At 70.6% G+C, this 17,825-nt stretch carries 15 protein-coding genes and 1 tRNA gene; 3 read left to right on the plus strand and 13 right to left on the minus strand.

Features of this window, described 5'->3' with window-relative positions:
• The coding region (locus tag DBR36_RS05795) for a substrate-binding domain-containing protein (RefSeq protein ID WP_181373496.1) at positions 1-558 on the plus strand (558 nt) is incomplete at its 5' end.
• Between the two features lie 118 nt (positions 559-676).
• On the plus strand, positions 677-4,792 hold the full coding sequence (locus DBR36_RS05800) for an endo-1,4-beta-xylanase (RefSeq protein ID WP_181373497.1): 4,116 nt from the start codon (positions 677-679) through the stop codon (positions 4,790-4,792).
• 172 nt (positions 4,793-4,964) lie between these two features.
• Here the strand turns inward: DBR36_RS05800 and DBR36_RS05805 are convergent, their stop codons facing one another.
• From DBR36_RS05805 to recO, 9 genes are all read right to left on the minus strand, one after another.
• Positions 4,965-5,435, minus strand: a complete 471-nt coding sequence (locus DBR36_RS05805) for a hypothetical protein (protein ID WP_108317976.1) — start codon at positions 5,433-5,435, stop codon at positions 4,965-4,967.
• Between the two features lie 220 nt (positions 5,436-5,655).
• A tRNA-Asn gene (locus DBR36_RS05810) sits at positions 5,656-5,731 on the minus strand.
• 62 nt (positions 5,732-5,793) lie between these two features.
• The gene (locus DBR36_RS05815) at positions 5,794-6,567 is read right to left on the minus strand and encodes an ATP-binding cassette domain-containing protein (RefSeq protein ID WP_108317977.1); all 774 of its coding nucleotides are present in this window, start codon (positions 6,565-6,567) and stop codon (positions 5,794-5,796) included.
• Between the two features lie 46 nt (positions 6,568-6,613).
• On the minus strand, positions 6,614-8,455 hold the full coding sequence (dnaG, locus tag DBR36_RS05820; protein WP_108317978.1) for a DNA primase: 1,842 nt from the start codon (positions 8,453-8,455) through the stop codon (positions 6,614-6,616).
• Positions 8,455-9,786: a deoxyguanosinetriphosphate triphosphohydrolase gene (locus DBR36_RS05825; protein WP_375136058.1), complete on the minus strand. Its 1,332-nt coding sequence runs from the start codon at positions 9,784-9,786 to the stop codon at positions 8,455-8,457. Before DBR36_RS05825 ends, dnaG begins: the two co-directional genes overlap by 1 nt.
• Positions 9,779-10,945: a tRNA dihydrouridine synthase DusB gene (dusB, locus tag DBR36_RS05830; RefSeq protein WP_108317980.1), complete on the minus strand. Its 1,167-nt coding sequence runs from the start codon at positions 10,943-10,945 to the stop codon at positions 9,779-9,781. The genes DBR36_RS05825 and dusB overlap by 8 nt, the downstream gene beginning before the upstream one ends.
• An 81-nt stretch (positions 10,946-11,026) precedes the next feature.
• On the minus strand, positions 11,027-11,710 hold the full coding sequence (locus DBR36_RS05835; protein WP_108317981.1) for a DsbA family protein: 684 nt from the start codon (positions 11,708-11,710) through the stop codon (positions 11,027-11,029).
• A gap of 49 nt (positions 11,711-11,759) precedes the next feature.
• A complete protein-coding gene (locus tag DBR36_RS05840; protein ID WP_108317982.1) occupies positions 11,760-12,563 on the minus strand; it encodes an isoprenyl transferase in 804 nt (267 codons plus the stop codon).
• The gene (gene recO, locus DBR36_RS05845) at positions 12,560-13,288 is read right to left on the minus strand and encodes a DNA repair protein RecO (RefSeq protein ID WP_108317983.1); all 729 of its coding nucleotides are present in this window, start codon (positions 13,286-13,288) and stop codon (positions 12,560-12,562) included. Before recO ends, DBR36_RS05840 begins: the two co-directional genes overlap by 4 nt.
• 73 nt (positions 13,289-13,361) lie before the next feature.
• Between recO and DBR36_RS05850 the strand changes: the two genes are divergently transcribed.
• Positions 13,362-14,069 (plus strand): trimeric intracellular cation channel family protein, encoded by a 708-nt coding sequence (locus DBR36_RS05850; protein WP_108317984.1) that lies wholly within the window; start codon positions 13,362-13,364, stop codon positions 14,067-14,069.
• Positions 14,070-14,078: 9 nt separating this feature from the next.
• Here the strand turns inward: DBR36_RS05850 and DBR36_RS05855 are convergent, their stop codons facing one another.
• The 4 genes from DBR36_RS05855 to DBR36_RS05870 form a co-directional block, all read right to left on the minus strand.
• On the minus strand, positions 14,079-14,867 hold the full coding sequence (locus DBR36_RS05855) for an MOSC domain-containing protein (protein WP_108317985.1): 789 nt from the start codon (positions 14,865-14,867) through the stop codon (positions 14,079-14,081).
• An 84-nt stretch (positions 14,868-14,951) separates the two neighbouring features.
• Positions 14,952-16,712, minus strand: coding sequence for a 2-isopropylmalate synthase (gene leuA / locus DBR36_RS05860; RefSeq protein WP_108317986.1), 1,761 nt, complete (start codon positions 16,710-16,712; stop codon positions 14,952-14,954).
• A 150-nt stretch (positions 16,713-16,862) separates the two neighbouring features.
• A complete protein-coding gene (locus DBR36_RS05865) occupies positions 16,863-17,441 on the minus strand; it encodes a GNAT family N-acetyltransferase (protein WP_108317987.1) in 579 nt (192 codons plus the stop codon).
• The coding region (locus DBR36_RS05870) for a zinc-binding dehydrogenase (protein ID WP_146185245.1) at positions 17,438-17,825 on the minus strand (388 nt) is incomplete at its 5' end. The genes DBR36_RS05870 and DBR36_RS05865, both read right to left, overlap by 4 nt.

The raw sequence follows: 17,825 nt of genomic DNA on the forward strand, positions 1-17,825 counted from the left end.
GACGTCCCCTCGGTCGGATCCGCCAACTGGGCCGGAGGGCTGGCCGCGACGCGGCACCTGCTCGAGCTCGGTCATCGGCGGATCGCGGCCATCACCGGCCCGAGCGACATGCTGTGCTCGTTCGCGCGACTGGACGGGTACCGCTCCGCGATGGCGACGGCCGGTCTCGACGTCGATCCGCTGTGGGTGCGGTTCGGCACCTTCCACGTCGACTTCGGCCGCGACGCGGCGCGGGAGATCCTGGCGCTGCCCGATCGTCCGACCGCCGTCTTCGCGGGCAACGACCTTCAGGCGCTGGGGGTCTACGACGCCGCGCGCGAGCGCGGGCTGCGCGTGCCCGAGGATCTGTCGGTGGTGGGGTACGACGACATCGCCCCGGCGCGTTGGGTCAGCCCGGCGCTCACGACGGTGCACCAGCCGCTGCGGAGGATGGGCGTCGAGGCCGCGCGGATGCTCCTCGACCCCTCGGCGCGGACCGCCGCCGGCGGTGTCGCACGCGTGGAACTCGCCACGCACCTCGTGGTCCGCGGCAGCACCGCGCCCCCGCGCGAGGGCTGACCCGGAGGCGCTCGAACTTTCGCGGAAGTTTCGTCGCGTTTACGTGGCGACGTGGTCCGCGAGCTTCTCTCCGCGACATAAGTTGTGTGCCACAACCTATCCGCGCAAAGGAGCGCTCGTGCCACGACGCCTACTCACCCTGGCTTCCCTCGCAACAGCGGGAGCCCTCATCTTCGGCGGCGCCGCGGCACCCGCGAACGCCGCCCCGACCATCGTCAGCTCCGTCGACTTCACCGACGGCACGACGGGCGACTGGACCCGCAGCGGCGGAACGGATGCCACGCTCAGCGTCGTCGATCTCGACGGCGACACCGTGCTGCGCGTGAGCGACCGCGACGCCGACTACGTCGGCATCCAGAGTCCGACCGGGATCTACGAAAGCGGCGAGACCTATTCGTTCTCTCTGCGGCTGCGCCTCGCTGCGGGTACCCCCGACACGAGCGCTCGCCTGGTGATGAAGCCCGCGTACACGTGGATCGGCAACACCGCCGTCACGGCGGCCGGGTGGACCACGATCAGCGGCACCTTCACGGCGCCCGCCGGCGACGTGTCCGCTCTGCAGGCCTACATCGGCACCTCCGACATCCCCGGGACGCCCGCCTACACGTACTACGTCGACGACATCGTCGTCACCACCGATGGCGCGGATGACGGCGGCACGACGCCCGACGTGGCGCCCGGTGGCGCCGCGGACCCCTCCCCCACGCCGGTCGCGACCGCGCAGGGCGAGGGCGACGTCGCGGCGCTGACCTTCGACGACGGCCCCAACCCCGACACCACGCCCGCGCTGCTCGACTCCCTCGCCGAGAACGACATCCGCGCGGTGTTCTGCGTGATCGGGCAGAACATCACGGCCCCCGGCGGCGCCGACCTGTTGCGGCGCATCGTCGCCGAGGGCCACGTGCTGTGCAACCACTCGACGACGTACGACGACATGGGCTCGCTCACCGCGGCGCAGGCCGCCGCGCGCATGGCCGAGAACCTCACCATCATCCGGACGGCGCTCGGCGACGACGACCACCCCGTGCCGTTCTTCCGCGCCCCCAACGGCTCCTGGGGCAACACCCCCGCGGCTGCCGTCTCGCTGGGGATGCAGCCGCTGGCGGTGGTCAACACGATCGACGACTGGCAGACGCAGGACGTCCCCACGCTGACCGCCAACCTGCGCGCGGCTCTGAAGCCCGGCGAGGTCGTGCTCGTCCACGACGGCGGCGGCGACCGCGCGGGCTCCCTCGCGGCCGTGCGCACGGTGGTCTCGGAGCGTCTGGCCGAGGGGTGGAGCTTCACCCTGCCCGTCGGCGCGACGACGACGGCCCCCGGCGGGGATCCGCAACCCGGAACCGTGCTGCTCGCCTCGGACTTCGACTCCGGCGACCTTGGCGGATGGTCTCCCCGCGCGGGGTCCGACACCTCGGCACCGCGGGTGGCGATCGTCGACGGCGGCGCCGACGACACGGCATCCGCCGCTCAGGTCGATCAGCGCACGCACGAGGGCGACGGCATCCAGCACGACGTCACCGGGCTGCTGCAGCCCGGGCGCACCTACGCGGTGAGCCTCGCGGTGCGCTTCGCACCCGGGAGCGCCACCAGCCAGGGGCTCACCCTGTCGGCCCGCACCGTCTCGCAGGGCGCGCAGAACTTCGCCAATCTGCTGCAGATCGAGAACGCCTCGGCGACGGGCTGGACCACCGTGCGCGGCGAGTTCACCGTGCCCGCGTACGACTCGGCGGCCGAGATCTACGTCGAGTCCCGCTACAACAGCGGCAACACCTCGACGTTCCTCGTCGACCAGGTACGCGTCTCGGTCCCCGAAGCGACCCAGGTCGACACGAGCCTGACCCCGGTCAAGGACACCGTCGACTTCCCCCTCGGTGTCGCGATCGATTCGCGCGAGACCAGCGGAGCGGCCTCTGATCTGCTGCGGCACCACTTCGACCAGATCAGTCCCGAGAACGCGATGAAGGTCGAGGCCTGGTACACGGGACCCGACCAGTTCGCCCGCAACGGCGAGGCCACCGCGCTGCTCGACTACGCGCAGGCCAACGACCTGCGCCTGTACGGCCACGTCCTGGTCTGGCACTCGCAGACCCCGGACTGGTTCTTCCAGGACGGGACCGGGCGCGAGCTGGGGACCTCGGATGCCGACAAGCAGCTGCTGCGCGACCGGTTGCGCACGCACATCTTCGACGTCGCGGCATCCATCTCGGACGACTACGGCCCGTTCGGGTCGGACACCAATCCGCTCGTGGCCTGGGACGTGGTGAACGAGGTCATCTCGGACCAGGCGACGCCCGACGGTCTGCGCACCAGCCGCTGGTACCAGGTGCTTGGTGAGGAGTTCATCCGCCTGGCGTTCCAGAACGCCGACGAGGCGTTCAACGGCGAGTACGCGGCGCCGGGCACCGACCGCCCCGTGAAGCTGTTCATCAACGACTACAACACCGAGATCGACGCCAAGGGCGCGCAGTACGAGGCGCTCGTGAAGCGGTTGCTCGCCGCCGGGGTGCCCATCGACGGCGTCGGACACCAGTTCCACACCTCGATCAACACCCCGCTCGCCGCCCTGCGCGGCGCGCTGGAGCGTTTCGAGGGTCTGGGTCTGGCCCAGGCGGTCACCGAGCTCGACGTGACGATCAACCCCGCCGACGAGCCCAACCGGGTGCGTCAGGGGTACTTCTATCGCGACGTGTTCGACCTGCTGCGCGAGTACCAGGCCGAGGCGCCCGCCGCGGAACGGCTCTTCTCGGCGACCGTGTGGGGTCTCACCGACACGCGCTCGTGGCGCGCCGAGCAGCAGCCGCTGCTGTTCACCGGTGGTCTGCAGCCCAAGCCGGCCTACTACGGAGCGATCGGCGACGACGCGGGGCTGCCCCCGCTGGTGACGACGGCGAACGTGTTCGAGGGCGACGTCTCGCCCGAGGCCGGGTTCACCGACGCTCCCGAGTGGCGCAACCTGCCGCTGGCGCCCTTGACGTCGGACGCGGGCGGGTGGCAGGCGCGGTGGAACGCCGACCATCTCGCGGTGATCGTCCGGTCCGCGCAGACCCCCGACCGTGTCGACTTCACCTACGGGGGCCGGGATTACGTCTACGCCGAGGGTTCGGCGGACTCGGTACCGGGAGCGCAAGAGGTCGTCGACGGCGTGACCTACACGCTGGCCCACCTGCCCCACTCGGGCGTCGCGGTCGGGCAGAGCGCCGACTTCGACGTGCGGCTGGAGCGCGGCGGTGAGGTCGTCGGCGCGTGGAACTCCCCGGGGGCCACGGGACGGCTGTCGTTCCTCGAACCGCTGTCGTTCGTGCAGGTGCCCGAGGGCACCGCGCCCACGGTCGACGGACAGAGGGATGCCGCGTACGACGACGCGCCCGTGGCCCTGACCGGCCGCACCGTCGAGGGCGCCGCCGACGGCGCGAGCGCAGAGGTGCGCACACTGTGGAGCGGCAACACGTTGTACGTGCTCTACGACGTGACCGATCCGGTGATCGACCTCTCGGCCAGCGACCCGTGGCAGCAGGACAGCGTCGAGCTGTTCCTCGACCTCGGCAACACCAAGGCCGGTGGCTTCGGCCCGAACGACACCCAGATCCGGATCTCGGCCGACAACGTGCTGTCGTTCGGGTCGGGTGACACCGCGACCCAGCAGGCGCGTGTGGCGGCCAGTGCGACCACCCGCACCGACACGGGATACCGCGTCGAGGTGGCGATCGAGCTGACCGGGCAATCGGGCGGACAGAGCGACGTGCCCCTCGGCGGTCTCGGGACGGTGCACGGCATCGACTTCCAGGTCAACGACGGGCGTCCCGGTGGTCGCTACGCGGTGAAGACGTGGGCCGATCCCACCGGCACCGGATACCAGAGCACGGCTCGCTGGGGCGTGGTCGAATTCGTCGCCGAGGCGACGGACCCGGGGACCGATCCCGGGACTGACCCGGGGACTGATCCGGGGACCGATCCGGGGACTGATCCGGGGACGGACCCGGGGACCGATCCGGGGACCGACCCCGGGACGGACCCGGGCACCCAGCCCGGCTCCGGTGCGGGCACGACGCCCGGAACGAACCCGGCCGCTTCCCCCACCCCGGGGGCTGCGGGAACGACCCCGCCCGTGCGGGGTGCGGCCGGCGGATTGGCGATCACGGGTGCCGCGGCACCCGGCCTGGGCATCGCGCTCGGCGCCCTGCTGCTGATCGGCGGTCTGATCGCCATCGGAAGGCGACGCGCTCAGCGTCGCTGAACGCTCAGCAGACGACGGAGGGGGCGGCCGCGAATGCGGTCGTCCCCTCCGTGTTGATCGTCGACGTGGCGGTCGGGCCGTGCTTCTCGGTCGTCCCACGGATCGTGCCCGACGGGTGCACCGACGCGGGCGCTCTCGAAGGAGATCACGGCAGGGCGCCCTCGGGTGGCGGTCAGGCGAGGGCGAACTCGCGGAGCGTGTACTGCTCGGGGACGGTGAGCGTGTGAAAGTAGTGCACGAAGATGTCTCCGGCTTCTTCGACGTCGAACACCTCGGGCGGGTAGACGAGGGTGGAGCGTGTGCCACCGAAGAACTCGATGCGCACGTCGGGGGTCTCCGCGCGGGAACCGGCGTGACCCAGCGTGTACAGCCGTTCCTCGCCGTCCTCGTCGACGCGTCGCAGCTCAACGGTCATGGCGGTCGCGGTGCCGGCCGCTTGAAGGAACGTGGTCGGGAGAGTGTCGAAGGTGACGTCGTGGATCGTGCGGCCGTCAGTGAGCGGCATGAGCGACAACGTGGACCGGTCGGGCTCCCGTAGGAGGAACACGAGGCGGCGGATGTTCGCCTCGTAGGACGACGGGGTGCGGATGAGGTTCGCAAACCCAGATCCGTTGACCTGGTAGATGAAGCTGGTGTCGCTCATTGCACTTCCTGCTCGATGACCGGGGTGGTCTCGACCGTCTCTGTCTCCACATGCGCGGTCGCGGGGTTCTGAGGGGAGACTAGCCCGTCCCGCTCTCGCGGCCCGGGGATGCGGCCGGCATTACCGGACTTCACCTCGATGGCTGCATAGACGCCGTCAGGGTTGCGGTACCTGACGCGTGAACGACGAAGGCCCGCCTCTGACGAGACGGGCCTTTCGTTGGCTCCCCGGCTTGGACTCGAACCAAGAACCTATCGGTTAACAGCCGATTGCTCTGCCAATTGAGCTACCGAGGATCATGCTCACCGTGCGGCGGGCAACCCCACGATACTAACAGGATCCGCGCGCCGCGAAGAAATCACGGCGCCGAAATGCGTCGCTCGGGCGTGCCGTCGGGCGTCCACTGCACGCCCTGGTCGCCGTGGCCGAGCCCGATCGCGTGCCCCGCGTGCAGCACGAGCACGTCGGCATCCAATTCCCGCGCCGCCTCGGCGTCGTTCGTGACGATCAGCGAGGCCATGCCCCTCTCATCGCGGCGACGGATCAGCGCGGCCCGCGCCGCGGCGCGCACCTCGAGGTCGAGGTTCGCGTACAGATCGTCGGCGACGAGCAGACGCGGCTCGAGGACGAGAGCCCGCGCCAGGGCCACGCGCTGGCGCATGCCGGCGCTGAGCTCGTACGGATACTTCGGGGCGGTGCCCAGCGGCAGCTCCATCTCGTCGAGCAGGGTCGCGACCCGCACCGCGAGGGCGCGCGTGTTGACCTTGCGGTCGCGACTCGTGATCGGCTCCGAGATGACGTCGTGCACGGTCAGCCGAGACGGCAGCGCGGCTCCCGCACCCTGCGGCAGGTATCCCGTGTGGAACACCCACTCGCGGCGCGCCCGGCCGGGCCGCCGCGCCGAGATGCCGTGCACGCGCGCGTCGCCGCCGACGACGGTCAGCCCGTCGTCGGGGTGACCGGCCAGCAGCGACACGAGCGAGGTCTTGCCCGAACCGGTCGCTCCCCGCACCACGAGCGTCCGCCCGGCAGGGAGGGTCACGGTGATCCCGTCGATGACGCGCACGCCGTTGCGCGCGAGCGAGAGGTCGTCGGTGCGGAGGGCGACGTCGGTGTCGAGGGACCGGGGCATGCCCTCATCCTCACCCACCCGGCGCGCGTGCACCAGTCGACGCGGCTCAGCTGACGACGAGCCGTTGGCGGTCGGCATCCAATTCACGCAGTCGCAACCGCAGGCGCCGGCCCTCTTCGCTGTCGGCGGGGACCCGCTGGATGCCGCGCAGCAACTCGTCCTTCTCGCGCTGGAGCTCGCGCACGAGCAGCCCCCGGGCGAGGTCGTTCGCCGAGGCGACGGCTCCCTCTTCGGTGCGCGCGGGGAACTCGGCGGTCAGCAGCTCGGCCGCGAGCGAGCGGAAGGGCTCGCGCACCGACTCGACGGCGGTGACGGCCCAGCCGGCCTGCGACAGATCGGTCGAGGCCAGGGCGCTGCGCACGGCCTCGAGCGCGGGGTGGCCGAAGGGCGTCTGCAGCGCCCGCAGGAAGATGTCCGGGTCGATGCGGTGGCCGTACTGCAGGAAGGCCATCATCGCCCCCCGCTCGAGCGCCACGTCACGGGTGTGCGGAAGGGATGCCATGGTCACCGACACCGCGATCGGAGCCGGCTCGGCCGTGCGCTGCGCGTCGCGCTTCTCGGCGCGGTCCGCCCCGCGAGCGGCGCGCTCGACGGCGGACTGCACCTCGGGGATGTCGAGGCCCAGGCGACGCGCGAGCACCCGGACGTACCCGGGCCGCAGGGCGGGGTCGCGGATGTCGGCGACGATGGGAGCGGCCGCGTTGAGAGCGCCGGCGCGTCCCTCGACGCTGGAGAGGTTGAAATCCTTGAGCCGCTGGTCGATGACGAATTCGAACATCGGGGCCTTGGCATCCATCAGCGCACGCACGGCGCCGTCGCCGCGCTGCAGGCGCAGGTCGCAGGGATCGAGGCCCTCGGGCGCGACGGCGACGTAGGTTTGCGCGGCGAACCGCTTCTCGTCGGCGAAGGCGCGCAGCGCGGCCTTCTGCCCCGCCGCGTCGGGGTCGAAGGTGAAGACCACCTCGCCCGAGGCGCTGTCGTCGCCCATGACGCGGCGGAGGACCGTGATGTGGTCGCTGCCGAAGGCGGTGCCGCACGAGGCGATCGCGGTGGTCACCCCGGCGAGGTGGCACGCCATGACGTCGGTGTAGCCCTCGACGACGACGACGCGATGCGAGCGCGAGATGTCGCGCTTGGCCAGGTCGAGACCGTAGAGCACCTGCGTCTTCTTGTAGAGCGGGGTCTCGGGGGTGTTGAGGTACTTGGGGCCTTGGTCGTCGTCGTAGAGCTTGCGCGCCCCGAAGCCGATGACCTGTCCCGTGATGTCGCGGATGGGCCACACGAGCCGCCCGCGGAAACGGTCGTAGACGCCTCGCTGCCCCTGCGACACCAGCCCGGCCTGCAGCAGCTCGTCGCGGGTGAACTTCTGCGCCGACAGGTGGTCGAGCAGGTGGGACCACCCCTTGGGGGCGTAACCCACGCCGAAGTGCGCGGCCGCTCCGGCGTCGAAGCCGCGGTCGCCGAGGAAGCGGCGGCCGGTCTCGGCCTCGGGCGTCATCAGCTGCGCGCGGAAGTACTCGGCCGCGGCGGCGTTGGCGGCGTACAGGCGCGAGCGTCCCGACGTCTCGGGGGCCGCTCCCCCGTCCTCGTAGTGCAGCGTGTAGCCGACGCGCGCGGCCATGCGTTCGACCGCCTCGGTGAACGACACGTGGTCCATCGCGCGCAGGAACGAATAGACGTCGCCCGATTCACCGCAGCCGAAGCAGTGGTAGTACCCCACCTGCGGCCGCACGTTGAAGCTCGGGCTGCGCTCGTCGTGGAAGGGGCAGAGTCCCTTCATCGAGCCCACACCGGCGGGCTTGAGGGCGACGCGCTCGCCGATCACGTCGGCGATGTTGACCCGCGCCTTGACCTCGTCGACGTCGGCCTGCCGGATGCGTCCCGCCATCAGGCATCCGCCCCGCGCGACGCGCGGGCACCGGGAGCCCAGACACCGAGTTCGGCGGCATCCACCTCGCCCACCAGTCGCCCGTGCCACGAGATCGCGAGCTGATCGGTCAGGCTCGCGACCTGATCGACGACGACGCGGCGACGCGCGGTGTCATCGACCGCGGCAGCGAAGTCGGGGGCGTGCAGTGCGTCCAACGCGCCGGGGTTCTCCCAGAGGGCGGATGCCAGGCGCTTCAGCACGTGGCGCTGCTCGCGGTAGAGCACCTTGCGGCCGTCGATCGACACCACCGTCGCGCCGATGATGCCCTTGAGCACCGCCATCTCGACCTCGACCTCGGCCGGGACGATGACATGCGCGCGGTAGCGGGTGAGCTCGTCGGCGGGATAGGCCTCGCGCGTCGCGGCGGTGGCCGCGCGGGCGAAGCGCCCGATGAGGTCGGAGGTGAGGTTCTTGAGCCGGGCGAGGGCGGGGCGCGTGCCGTCGAAGGAGTGGATCCACTCGGGCATCGCCATCAGGCGCTCGAGTCCTGCCGACAGGTCGTCGCGCACGAAGTCGTACCCGACCCAGCGCTGGATCGCGTCGAGCAGTCCCTCACGGCCCACGCGCGAGGCGAGGCGCGCGGGGTCGACGTAGCGGTTGACCACGGCGTCCTCGAAGTCGTGCACCGAGTACGCGATATCGTCCGAGAGGTCCATGACCTCGGCCTCGATGCAGCGCTGACGGGCGGGAGCGCCGCCGCGCATCCAGTGGAACACCGGCTCGTCGTCAGGGTACACGCCGAACTTGAGGCGCCCGCCCGGGTCGGGGACGGGCTCGTCGACGGTCCATGGGTATTTGCACGTGGCGTCGAGGCTGGCGCGCGTGAGGTTGAGGCCGAAGGGCTCGCCCTCGGCACCGAAAACCTTCGGCTCGAGGCGGGTCAGGATGCGCAGCGTCTGCGCATTGCCCTCGAAGCCGCCGATGTCGTGCGCCCACTCGTTGAGGGCCCGCTCGCCGTTGTGACCGAAGGGAGGGTGGCCCAGGTCGTGGCTGAGGCACGCGGTGTCGACCACGTCGGGCGACAGCTGCAGCGCGGTCGCGAGCTCGCGACCGACCTGCGCGACCTCGAGCGAGTGCGTCAGACGGTTGCGGGCGAAGTCGGCGGGACTGGCGGGGCTCAGCACCTGCGTCTTGGCCGCGAGGCGGCGCAGGGCGGCGGAGTGCAGCACGCGGGCACGGTCACGGGCGAAGTCGTCGCGCTGAGAGCGGTGGCGCTCGACGTGGAAGCGCCCGGCGTCGTCGTCGTCGTAACCGGCCGGTCGGGCGGCCGTCGCCGACGCCTCAACCACCACTGTGGTGCAGCTCCGCGTCGGCGAGGGCGCGACCGGCGTCGTGACCGATCTCGCGGGAGTCGAGCCACCCGTCGGGCAGCGCCGGGCGTTTGGGCGTACCGGCGCGACCGCGCTGGCCCTCGGCGGCGGCTCCGGGGTACGGGGCGTCGAGTTCCATCGTGGCGAGGAGCTCGTCGATCTCGTCGAGCGTCGAGGCCGTCGCGAGGCTCGCGCGCAGCTCGCCGCCGACCGGGTACCCCTTGAAGTACCAGGCCACGTGCTTGCGGATGTCGCGGCATCCGCGGCCCTCGTCGTCGAAGAACTCGACGAGCAGCTCGGCGTGGCGGCGGAACGCGCGCGCCACGAAACCGAGCGTGGCGTCGACGGGCTCGCCGTGCGCGGCGCCCGGGCCGCCGAGGGCGCGCGCGAGGTCGCCGAAGAGCCACGGGCGGCCGAGGCAGCCGCGACCGACGACGACGCCGTCGCAGCCGGTCTCGTCCATCATGCGGACGGCGTCGTCGGCCGACCAGATGTCGCCGTTGCCGAGCACGGGAACGCTCGTGACGGTCTCTTTGAGCTTCGTGATCGCGGCCCAGTCGGCGTGGCCCGAGTAGAACTCGCTCGCCGTACGGGCGTGCAGGGCGATGGATGCCACTCCCGCCCCCTCGGCGATGCGACCGGCCTCGAGGTAGGTGAGGTGGTCGGCGTCGATGCCCTTGCGCATCTTGACGGTCAGCGGCTTGTCGCCCGCGGCCTTCACGGCGCGCTCGACGATCTCGCGGAACAGCGAGGTCTTCCACGGCAGAGCCGCACCTCCGCCGCGGCGGGTGACCTTGGGCACGGGGCACCCGAAGTTGAGGTCGATGTGATCGGCGTGATCTTCGTCGACGATCAATCTGACCGCGGCCTCGACGGTCGCGGGATCGACGCCGTAGAGCTGGATCGAGCGCGGCGTCTCGGACTCGTGATGCCGGATGAGCCGCATCGTCGTCTCGTTGCGCTCGACGAGCGCGCGGGTCGTGATCATCTCGCTCACGTACAGACCGGCACCGTATTCGCGACACAGACGTCGGAACGCCGTGTTCGTGATGCCGGCCATCGGAGCGAGCACGACGGGGGCGTCGAGTTCGATGTTGCCGATGCGGAGCGTCCGCGCCGGAGCCAAAGCCGTATTCACTGTCTCATTCTCCCAGACGGTTTCACGCGGCGGTGCCCGCCCCCGAAAGGATCGGGAACGGGCACCGGTGTGCAGAAGGCGTCACGCGTCGGCGGTCTCCACGGACTCGCGGCGTTCTCCCCAAACCTGACGGGCGATCTGGGTGAAGGCCTCGACCGGCTGTGCGCCGCTGACGCCGTACTTGCCGTCGATGACGAAGAAGGGCACGCCCGAGATGCCGAACTGGCGGGCCTGCTCCTGGTCGGCGCGGACGGCCGCGCGGAATCGCTGCGACGACAGCGCCTCACGGGCGGCGTCCTCGTCCAGACCCGCCTCGACGGCCAGGGCGATCAGGTCGTCGTCGCGACCCACGTGCTTGCCCTCGAGGAAGTACGCCGACATCAGGATCTCGGCGAGCTCGAGCTGGCGACCGTTCTCCTTCGCGAAGTGCAGCAGCTCGTGCGCCTTGACGGTGTTGGTGTGCTGGAGGATGTCGAAGCGGTAAGCGAGCCCTGCCTCGGCGGCGACGCCGGTCACCCGGTCGAGCATCTCGCGGGCCTGCTCGGGAGAGATGCCCTTGTGCTGCGACAGGTAGTCCACCTCGCCGCCGTGGAAATCCTCGGGGGTGTCGGGCGAGAGCTCGAACGAGTGATACTCGATCTCGACGACCGGGGCGTCGTCATCGGCGGCCGTGGCGGCCAAACCGTTCTCGAGGTTGCGCTTGCCGATGTAACACCAGGGGCAGGCGATGTCGCTCCACACGTCGATCTTGATGGCATCCGTCATATCGCGTGCAACTCCTTCGATCGTGGATCTATTCCGCCGGCGGCATCCGTCAGGCGGTGGGGGCGTCGACGGCACCGCCGAAGCGGCGGTCGCGCGACAGATACAGCCCGATCGCGTCCCACAGGTGCGTGCGGCGGAAATTCGGCCAGAGCGTGTCGAGGAAGACCATCTCGGCGTAGGCCGACTCCCACAGCAGGAAGTTGGAGGTGCGCTGCTCGCCGCTGGAGCGGACGAACAGATCGACGTCGGGCATGTCGGGCTGGTACAGGTTCTTGCGGATGAGCTTCTCGGTCACCGCCGAGGGCTTGAGCTTCCCTGCGGCGATGTCGTCGCCGATGCGGCGCATGGCATCCACGATCTCGACGCGGCCGCCGTAGTTGACGCACATCGTCAGCGTGAGGGTGGAGTTCGCCTCGGTCAGCTTCTCGGCGTGCTGCAGCTCTTTGATGACCGAGCCCCACAGGCGCGGTTTGCGGCCCGACCAGCGGATGCGCACCCCCCACTCGTTCAGCTGATCGCGGCGGCGGTGCAGCACCTCGCGGTTGAAGCCCATGAGGAAACGCACCTCGTCGGGCGAGCGCGACCAGTTCTCGGTCGAGAAGGCGTAGACCGACAGATGCTTGACCCCGGCCTGGATGGCGCCGGCGACGACGTCGAGCAGTGCGGCCTCTCCGGCGCGATGCCCCTCGACGCGCGTGAGTCCCTGCCGATTGGCCCAGCGGCCGTTGCCGTCCATCACGATCGCGACATGCTCGGGCACGGCGCCCTTGGGGTAGGTCGGCGGGTACTCCCCCGTCCAGTCGAGCGGGCGGTAGGGCACGGCGTCGCGATGCGTGAACGGCTTGGGTGTCATCGATGCGACTCCAGGTGCGAGAGCGAACGGATACCCCGTTCAAGATGGAACTGGGCGTAGGCGGCGACCAGGCCCGAGGCCGCGGCGGTCGTGCGGCCGGGGGCGGCGTCGATCGTGTCCCACTCCCCCGCCATGAGCGCGCGCAGCATCCCGACGGTGTCGGGGGCCACGCGCGGGGATCCCGCCGGTGCGCAGGTGGAGCAGACCATGCCGCCGAGCTGGGGCAGGAAGTAGTCGTGGTCGCCGACCGTGCCGCACCGCGCGCACTCGGTCAGCCCGGGCGCCCAGCCCGACAGCGCCATCGCGCGCAGCAGGTACGAGTCCAGCACGCTGCGCTCGGAGTGCTCGCCGCGCGCGAGCGCCCGCAGGCCGCCCACCAGCAGCAGGTACTGCTGCGGCGTGGCCTCGGCCTCGTTGAGCCGGTCGGCGGTCTCGACCATCGCGCTGGCGGTGGTGTACCGCTCGTAGTCGACGACGATGTCGGCGCCGTACGCGCCGAGGGACTCGGCCTGCTGCACGACGTCGAGGTTGCGGCCCGTGAACAGCTGCACGTCGGCGACCATGAACGGCTCCAGGCGCGACCCGAACTTCGACGAGGTGCGGCGCACGCCCTTCGCCACCGCGCGGATCTTGCCGTTGCGACGGCTGAGGAGGGTGAGGATGCGGTCCGCCTCCCCCAGTTTGTGGGTACGCAGGACCACGACTTCGTCGCGGTAGGTGGGCACATTCCATTATCCGCCCGGCTGCCCGTGAGCGGCCTGCGCGCCGCGCCCGTCCCCGCCGACGCGGAACGGGAGAATGGATGCCGTGGACACGCCGACCTTCGTCATCCCGCTGTGGGCGGACCTCACCGCCGTCGCCCTCGGCGGCGTACAGGGCGCGCTCTTCGCGTCGGGGTTCCAGGGGCAGCGACGGCTCGATCTGCTCGGCGTCGCGATCATCGGCATCCTGCTCGGAATGGGCGGCGGTCTCATCCGCGACCTGCTGCTCGGCTTGACGCCGGCCACGCTGCAGAGCAACTGGTACCTGATCACCGCCACCCTCGCCTCGATCGTGGGGATGCTGCTGTCGGGGATCTTCCAGCGGCTCAACCGTGCGATCGTCATGCTCGATGCGGTCGTGATCGGTCTGTTCGGCGCCTTCGGCACGTCCAAGGCCCTGGCACTGGGGATGCCGGCCGTCCCGGCCGTGTTCGTGGGCGTGCTGGCCGCCGCGGGCGGCAGCGTGCTGCGCGACGTGCTGATGGGCCTGCCGGTGGCGATCATGCACGTGGGCTCGCTCTACGCCGTGGCCGCCGGTGGCGGGTGCGCGGTGCTCGCGACGGCCGCGGCCTTCGCCGTTCCGCTGCCGATCGCGGCCGTCATCGGGGTCGTCGTGACGACGGTCATCCGCGTTCTCGCGGTGCTGTTCGACCTGTCCCTGCCCGAGCAGCGCAAGCTCTATCGCCGCAAAGTCGCGGTCGAGACGACCGGCATCCCGGTCATCCGCCTCGACGACGCGGAGTGAGCCGCCGACTCACGCAGGCGACAGGGGGGTGACCTCGTCGCCGACCCGGATCTCGCCGCCGGCCGCGGCGGGGAGCAGCAGGATGCCGAGGGTGGCCTCGTCCTGGCCGAACTCGCCCGTCAGCACGCGGAGCAAGCGGGCATCACGGACGCCCGTGTCGGGGTTGGCGGTGATCGCGGCGCAGCGTTCGATCGGCTTCTGCACCTCGAACACGACCTCGCCGATCCGCACCCGTCCGGCCCAGTCGAGCTCGGCCCAGGGCGCCGTACCCGAGACGACGATGTTGGAGCGGAACCGGCGATCGTCCACCGGGGCGGTCACCACGGCATCCACCGCTTCTACCGACGCGGCGCCGTGCAGCGAGATGAAACCCTGCGGGCGGTCCTGGAAACGCGCGGTCCTCCCGTCGCCGAGCAGACCGAGGGGCAGGATGCCGTCGGCGTCGAGCAGTCTCGCGTCTCCCGTCGTGCGTAGGTAGGCGGTGACGGCCTCGGCCAGACGGGTGCGGCCCGCATCGCTCAGATCGGCCGTGACGTCGATGTCGTCGACGCGCAGACGCAGCGTCCGCGCCTCGTCGTCGAATGCGAGGTCGACACGGGCGAGCGTCGGGAACGTCATCAGGGCGAGCCCCCGACTCTTCGGGAACGTCGCGTCCTCGGGTTCGACCGCGTCGGCGAAGCGGAACACCAGGGACCGGTCGCCCTGCACGCGTCCGTCGTCCTGGATGACGAGGCTCTCGCGCCTCTCGGGCGTGAAGCCCTTGACGGGGTAGCGGTAGAGGGCATCGACGCGGATCACGTGTTCATCCTGGCATCTCCGGCGTACTGTCCCGGGAACGCCGAAGCGCCACCGCCCGACGGGGACGGCGGCGCTTCGCGGGACTCAGACGCCGGCGAGGGCGGACGCGGCCTGACGCGTGCGGATCGCGCGGTTGACGCCCGACACGATCGCCTTGAGCGACGCGGTCGAGATGTCGCCGTCGATGCCCACGCCCCACAGGCGCTGGTCGTCGACCTGCAGTTCGACGTACGCCGCGGCCTGCGCGTCGCCGCCCGAGCTGAGGGCGTGCTCGACGTAGTCGTAGAGCGTCACGTCGAAGCCCTGCGAGCGGACGATCTCGAGGAACGCGGCGACCGGGCCGTTGCCCACGGCCGAGGCGGGGTGCGTGGAGTCGCCGTCGCGGAGCGACACGTCCAGGTGCACATCGCCCGACATGTCGCTCGACGAGCGGGTCGACAGCAGCTCGAAGCGACCCCAGCGCTGGTCGTCGTCCTTCGACGGCAGGTACTCGTCGGTGAAGATGTCCCAGATCTGGCTGCTCGAGACCTCGCCGCCCTCGGCGTCGGTGCGCGCCTGCACCACCCCCGAGAACTCGATCTGGAGCTTGCGGGGCAGGTCGATCGCGTGGTCGGCCTTGAGCAGGTAGGCGACGCCACCCTTACCGGACTGCGAGTTGACGCGGATCACGGCCTCGTAGGAGCGGCCGAGGTCCTTGGGGTCGATCGGCAGGTACGGAACCGCCCACTCGATCTCGTCGACGGTCTTGCCCTCGGCGGCCGCGCGGGCCTCCATCGCCTCGAAGCCCTTCTTGATAGCGTCCTGGTGCGATCCGCTGAAGGCGGTGAACACCAGGTCACCGGCCCAGGGGCTGCGCTCCGGCACCGGCAGCTGGTTGCAGTACTCGACCGTGCGCTTGACCTGGTCGATGTCGCTGAAGTCGATCTGCGGGTCGATGCCCTGCGTCAGCAGGTTGATGCCCAGGGCGACCAGGTCGACGTTGCCCGTGCGCTCTCCGTTGCCGAAGAGGCATCCCTCGATGCGGTCCGCCCCGGCCAGATAGCCCAGCTCGGCCGCCGCGACGGCGGTGCCGCGATCATTGTGCGGGTGCAGCGACAGGATGACGTTCTCGCGGTGGTTGAGGTGACGCGACATCCACTCGATCGAGTCGGCGTAGACGTTGGGCGTCGCCATCTCGACCGTCGCGGGCAGGTTCAGGATGACCTTGCGCTCGGGGCTGGGCTGGAAGACCTCGAGCACCTCGTTGCAGATGCGCAGCGCGAACTCGAGCTCGGTGCCCGTGTAGCTCTCGGGCGAGTACTCGTAGTAGACCTCGGTCTGCGGGATCGTCGCCTCGTACTGCTTGCACAGGCGGGCGCCCTCGAGCGCGATGTCCACGATGCCCTGCTCGTCGGTGCGGAACACGACCTCGCGCTGCAGCACCGAGGTGGAGTTGTAGAGGTGCACGATCGCCTGCTTCGCGCCGGCGATAGCCTCGTAGGTGCGGGCGATCAGATGCTCGCGGGCCTGCGTCAGCACCTGGATCGTGACGTCGTCGGGGATCAGGTCTTCTTCGATCAGCTGACGGACGAAGTCGAAGTCGGTCTGGCTGGCGCTCGGAAAGCCGACCTCGATCTCTTTGTAGCCCATCTTCACGAGCAGATCGAACATCACGCGCTTGCGCTCGGGGCTCATCGGATCGATGAGCGCCTGGTTGCCGTCGCGCAGGTCGACGGCGCACCAGCGGGGTGCGGTCTCGATGCGCTTGGAGGGCCACGTGCGATCGGGCAAGTCGACCCGGATCTGCTCGTGGAACGGACGGTACTTGTGCACCGGAGCGGAGGTGGGCTTCTGGGTGTTCTTCATGATGTGTCGCTTCTTTAGATTCGTTCGGTGGGGCCGACGACGATCTCCGCGACGAGGAAGGCCCTTAGATCGAGGACTCGTCGCGGCAGCTAAGAAGAAGCAGGCCACCGAAGCGCATTCTGCGATCGTAGCAGCCCCGCGCGCGGCGGTTCACGCGCGGGCGCGCCACTCGCGCGCGAGCACCGCGTACACGAGAAGGTCGCTCCACCGGCCCTTGAACCACGCGTTCTCGACGAAGTGCGCCTCGCGCCGCATGCCGAGCCGTTCCGCCAGCGCCCAGGACCGCTGGTTCTCGGCGTCGATGCGCGCGGTCACGCGTCGCAGACCGTAGATGGTGAAGGCGGTGTCGATCAACGCGCCCACCGCCTCGGTCGCGAGCCCCCGTCCGGATGCCGCCGGGCTCACGACCCAGCCGATCTCGGCCGAACCGGCGTCGGGGTCGAGGTGGAAGAGCACGAGGTCGCCGATCACCGCGCCGTCGTCGACCCGCTCGACGGCGAGTACCACGCCGCCCTGCTCCCCCTCGAGGCTCGTCCCGCCGAACAGATGCCCGATCCGGCCGCGGATGTCGTCGGCGCTCTGCGGATCGAAGGGCAGGTACCGGCAGACCTCCGCGTCGCCGCGGTACGCGACCATCGCGGCGAGGTCTTGCTCGACGACCGGACGCAGGCGTATGCGCTCACGCACGACCTCGAGCGTGTCGGGAGCGGGCGGCAGCGTGAACGTCACGGCAGCAGGGCGACCTTGCCGCCCGGGTGACCCTGCATGACGAAGCGCACGGCCTCGACGGCGTCGGCGAGCGGATAGGTGCGCGCGACAGGGACGTCGAGCTCTCCGGATGCCGCGAGCTCGAGCACCCGCGCGCGGGCGATGTCGCGGAAACGGGCGCTCTCGGGCCGCGCGCCGGCAATCCAGAGGATGCCGTCGGACTCGGCCCGGTCGGGGCGGACGATCGTGACGATGCGGTCGCGCTCGGAGACCAGGGCGAGCGAGACGTCGATGGCCTCGTCGGTGCCGGCGGCGTCCCACGCGGCGTCGATCGGCGCCCCCTCGGCGGCGGCCTCGACGCGCTCGCGCAGGCCCTCGCCGTAGGCCACCGGGATGCCGCCGTAC

The sequence above is a fragment of the Microbacterium sp. HMWF026 genome (genome assembly GCF_003061325.1).
Lineage (GTDB): Bacteria > Actinomycetota > Actinomycetes > Actinomycetales > Microbacteriaceae > Microbacterium > Microbacterium testaceum_E.

Bases quoted from the DNA above. Each gene is read 5' to 3' on its own strand.
- DBR36_RS05805 (WP_108317976.1), bottom strand. From the start codon at position 5,435: ATGAGCGACACCAGCTTCATCTACCAGGTCAACGGATCTGGGTTTGCG.
- DBR36_RS05815 (WP_108317977.1), bottom strand. From the start codon at position 6,567: ATGCCCCGGTCCCTCGACACCGACGTCGCCCTCCGCACCGACGACCTC.
- dnaG (WP_108317978.1), bottom strand. From the start codon at position 8,455: ATGGCGGGACGCATCCGGCAGGCCGACGTCGACGAGGTCAAGGCGCGG.
- DBR36_RS05835 (WP_108317981.1), bottom strand. From the start codon at position 11,710: ATGACGGATGCCATCAAGATCGACGTGTGGAGCGACATCGCCTGCCCC.
- DBR36_RS05840 (WP_108317982.1), bottom strand. From the start codon at position 12,563: ATGACACCCAAGCCGTTCACGCATCGCGACGCCGTGCCCTACCGCCCG.
- DBR36_RS05850 (WP_108317984.1), top strand. From the start codon at position 13,362: ATGGATGCCGTGGACACGCCGACCTTCGTCATCCCGCTGTGGGCGGAC.
- leuA (WP_108317986.1), bottom strand. From the start codon at position 16,712: ATGAAGAACACCCAGAAGCCCACCTCCGCTCCGGTGCACAAGTACCGT.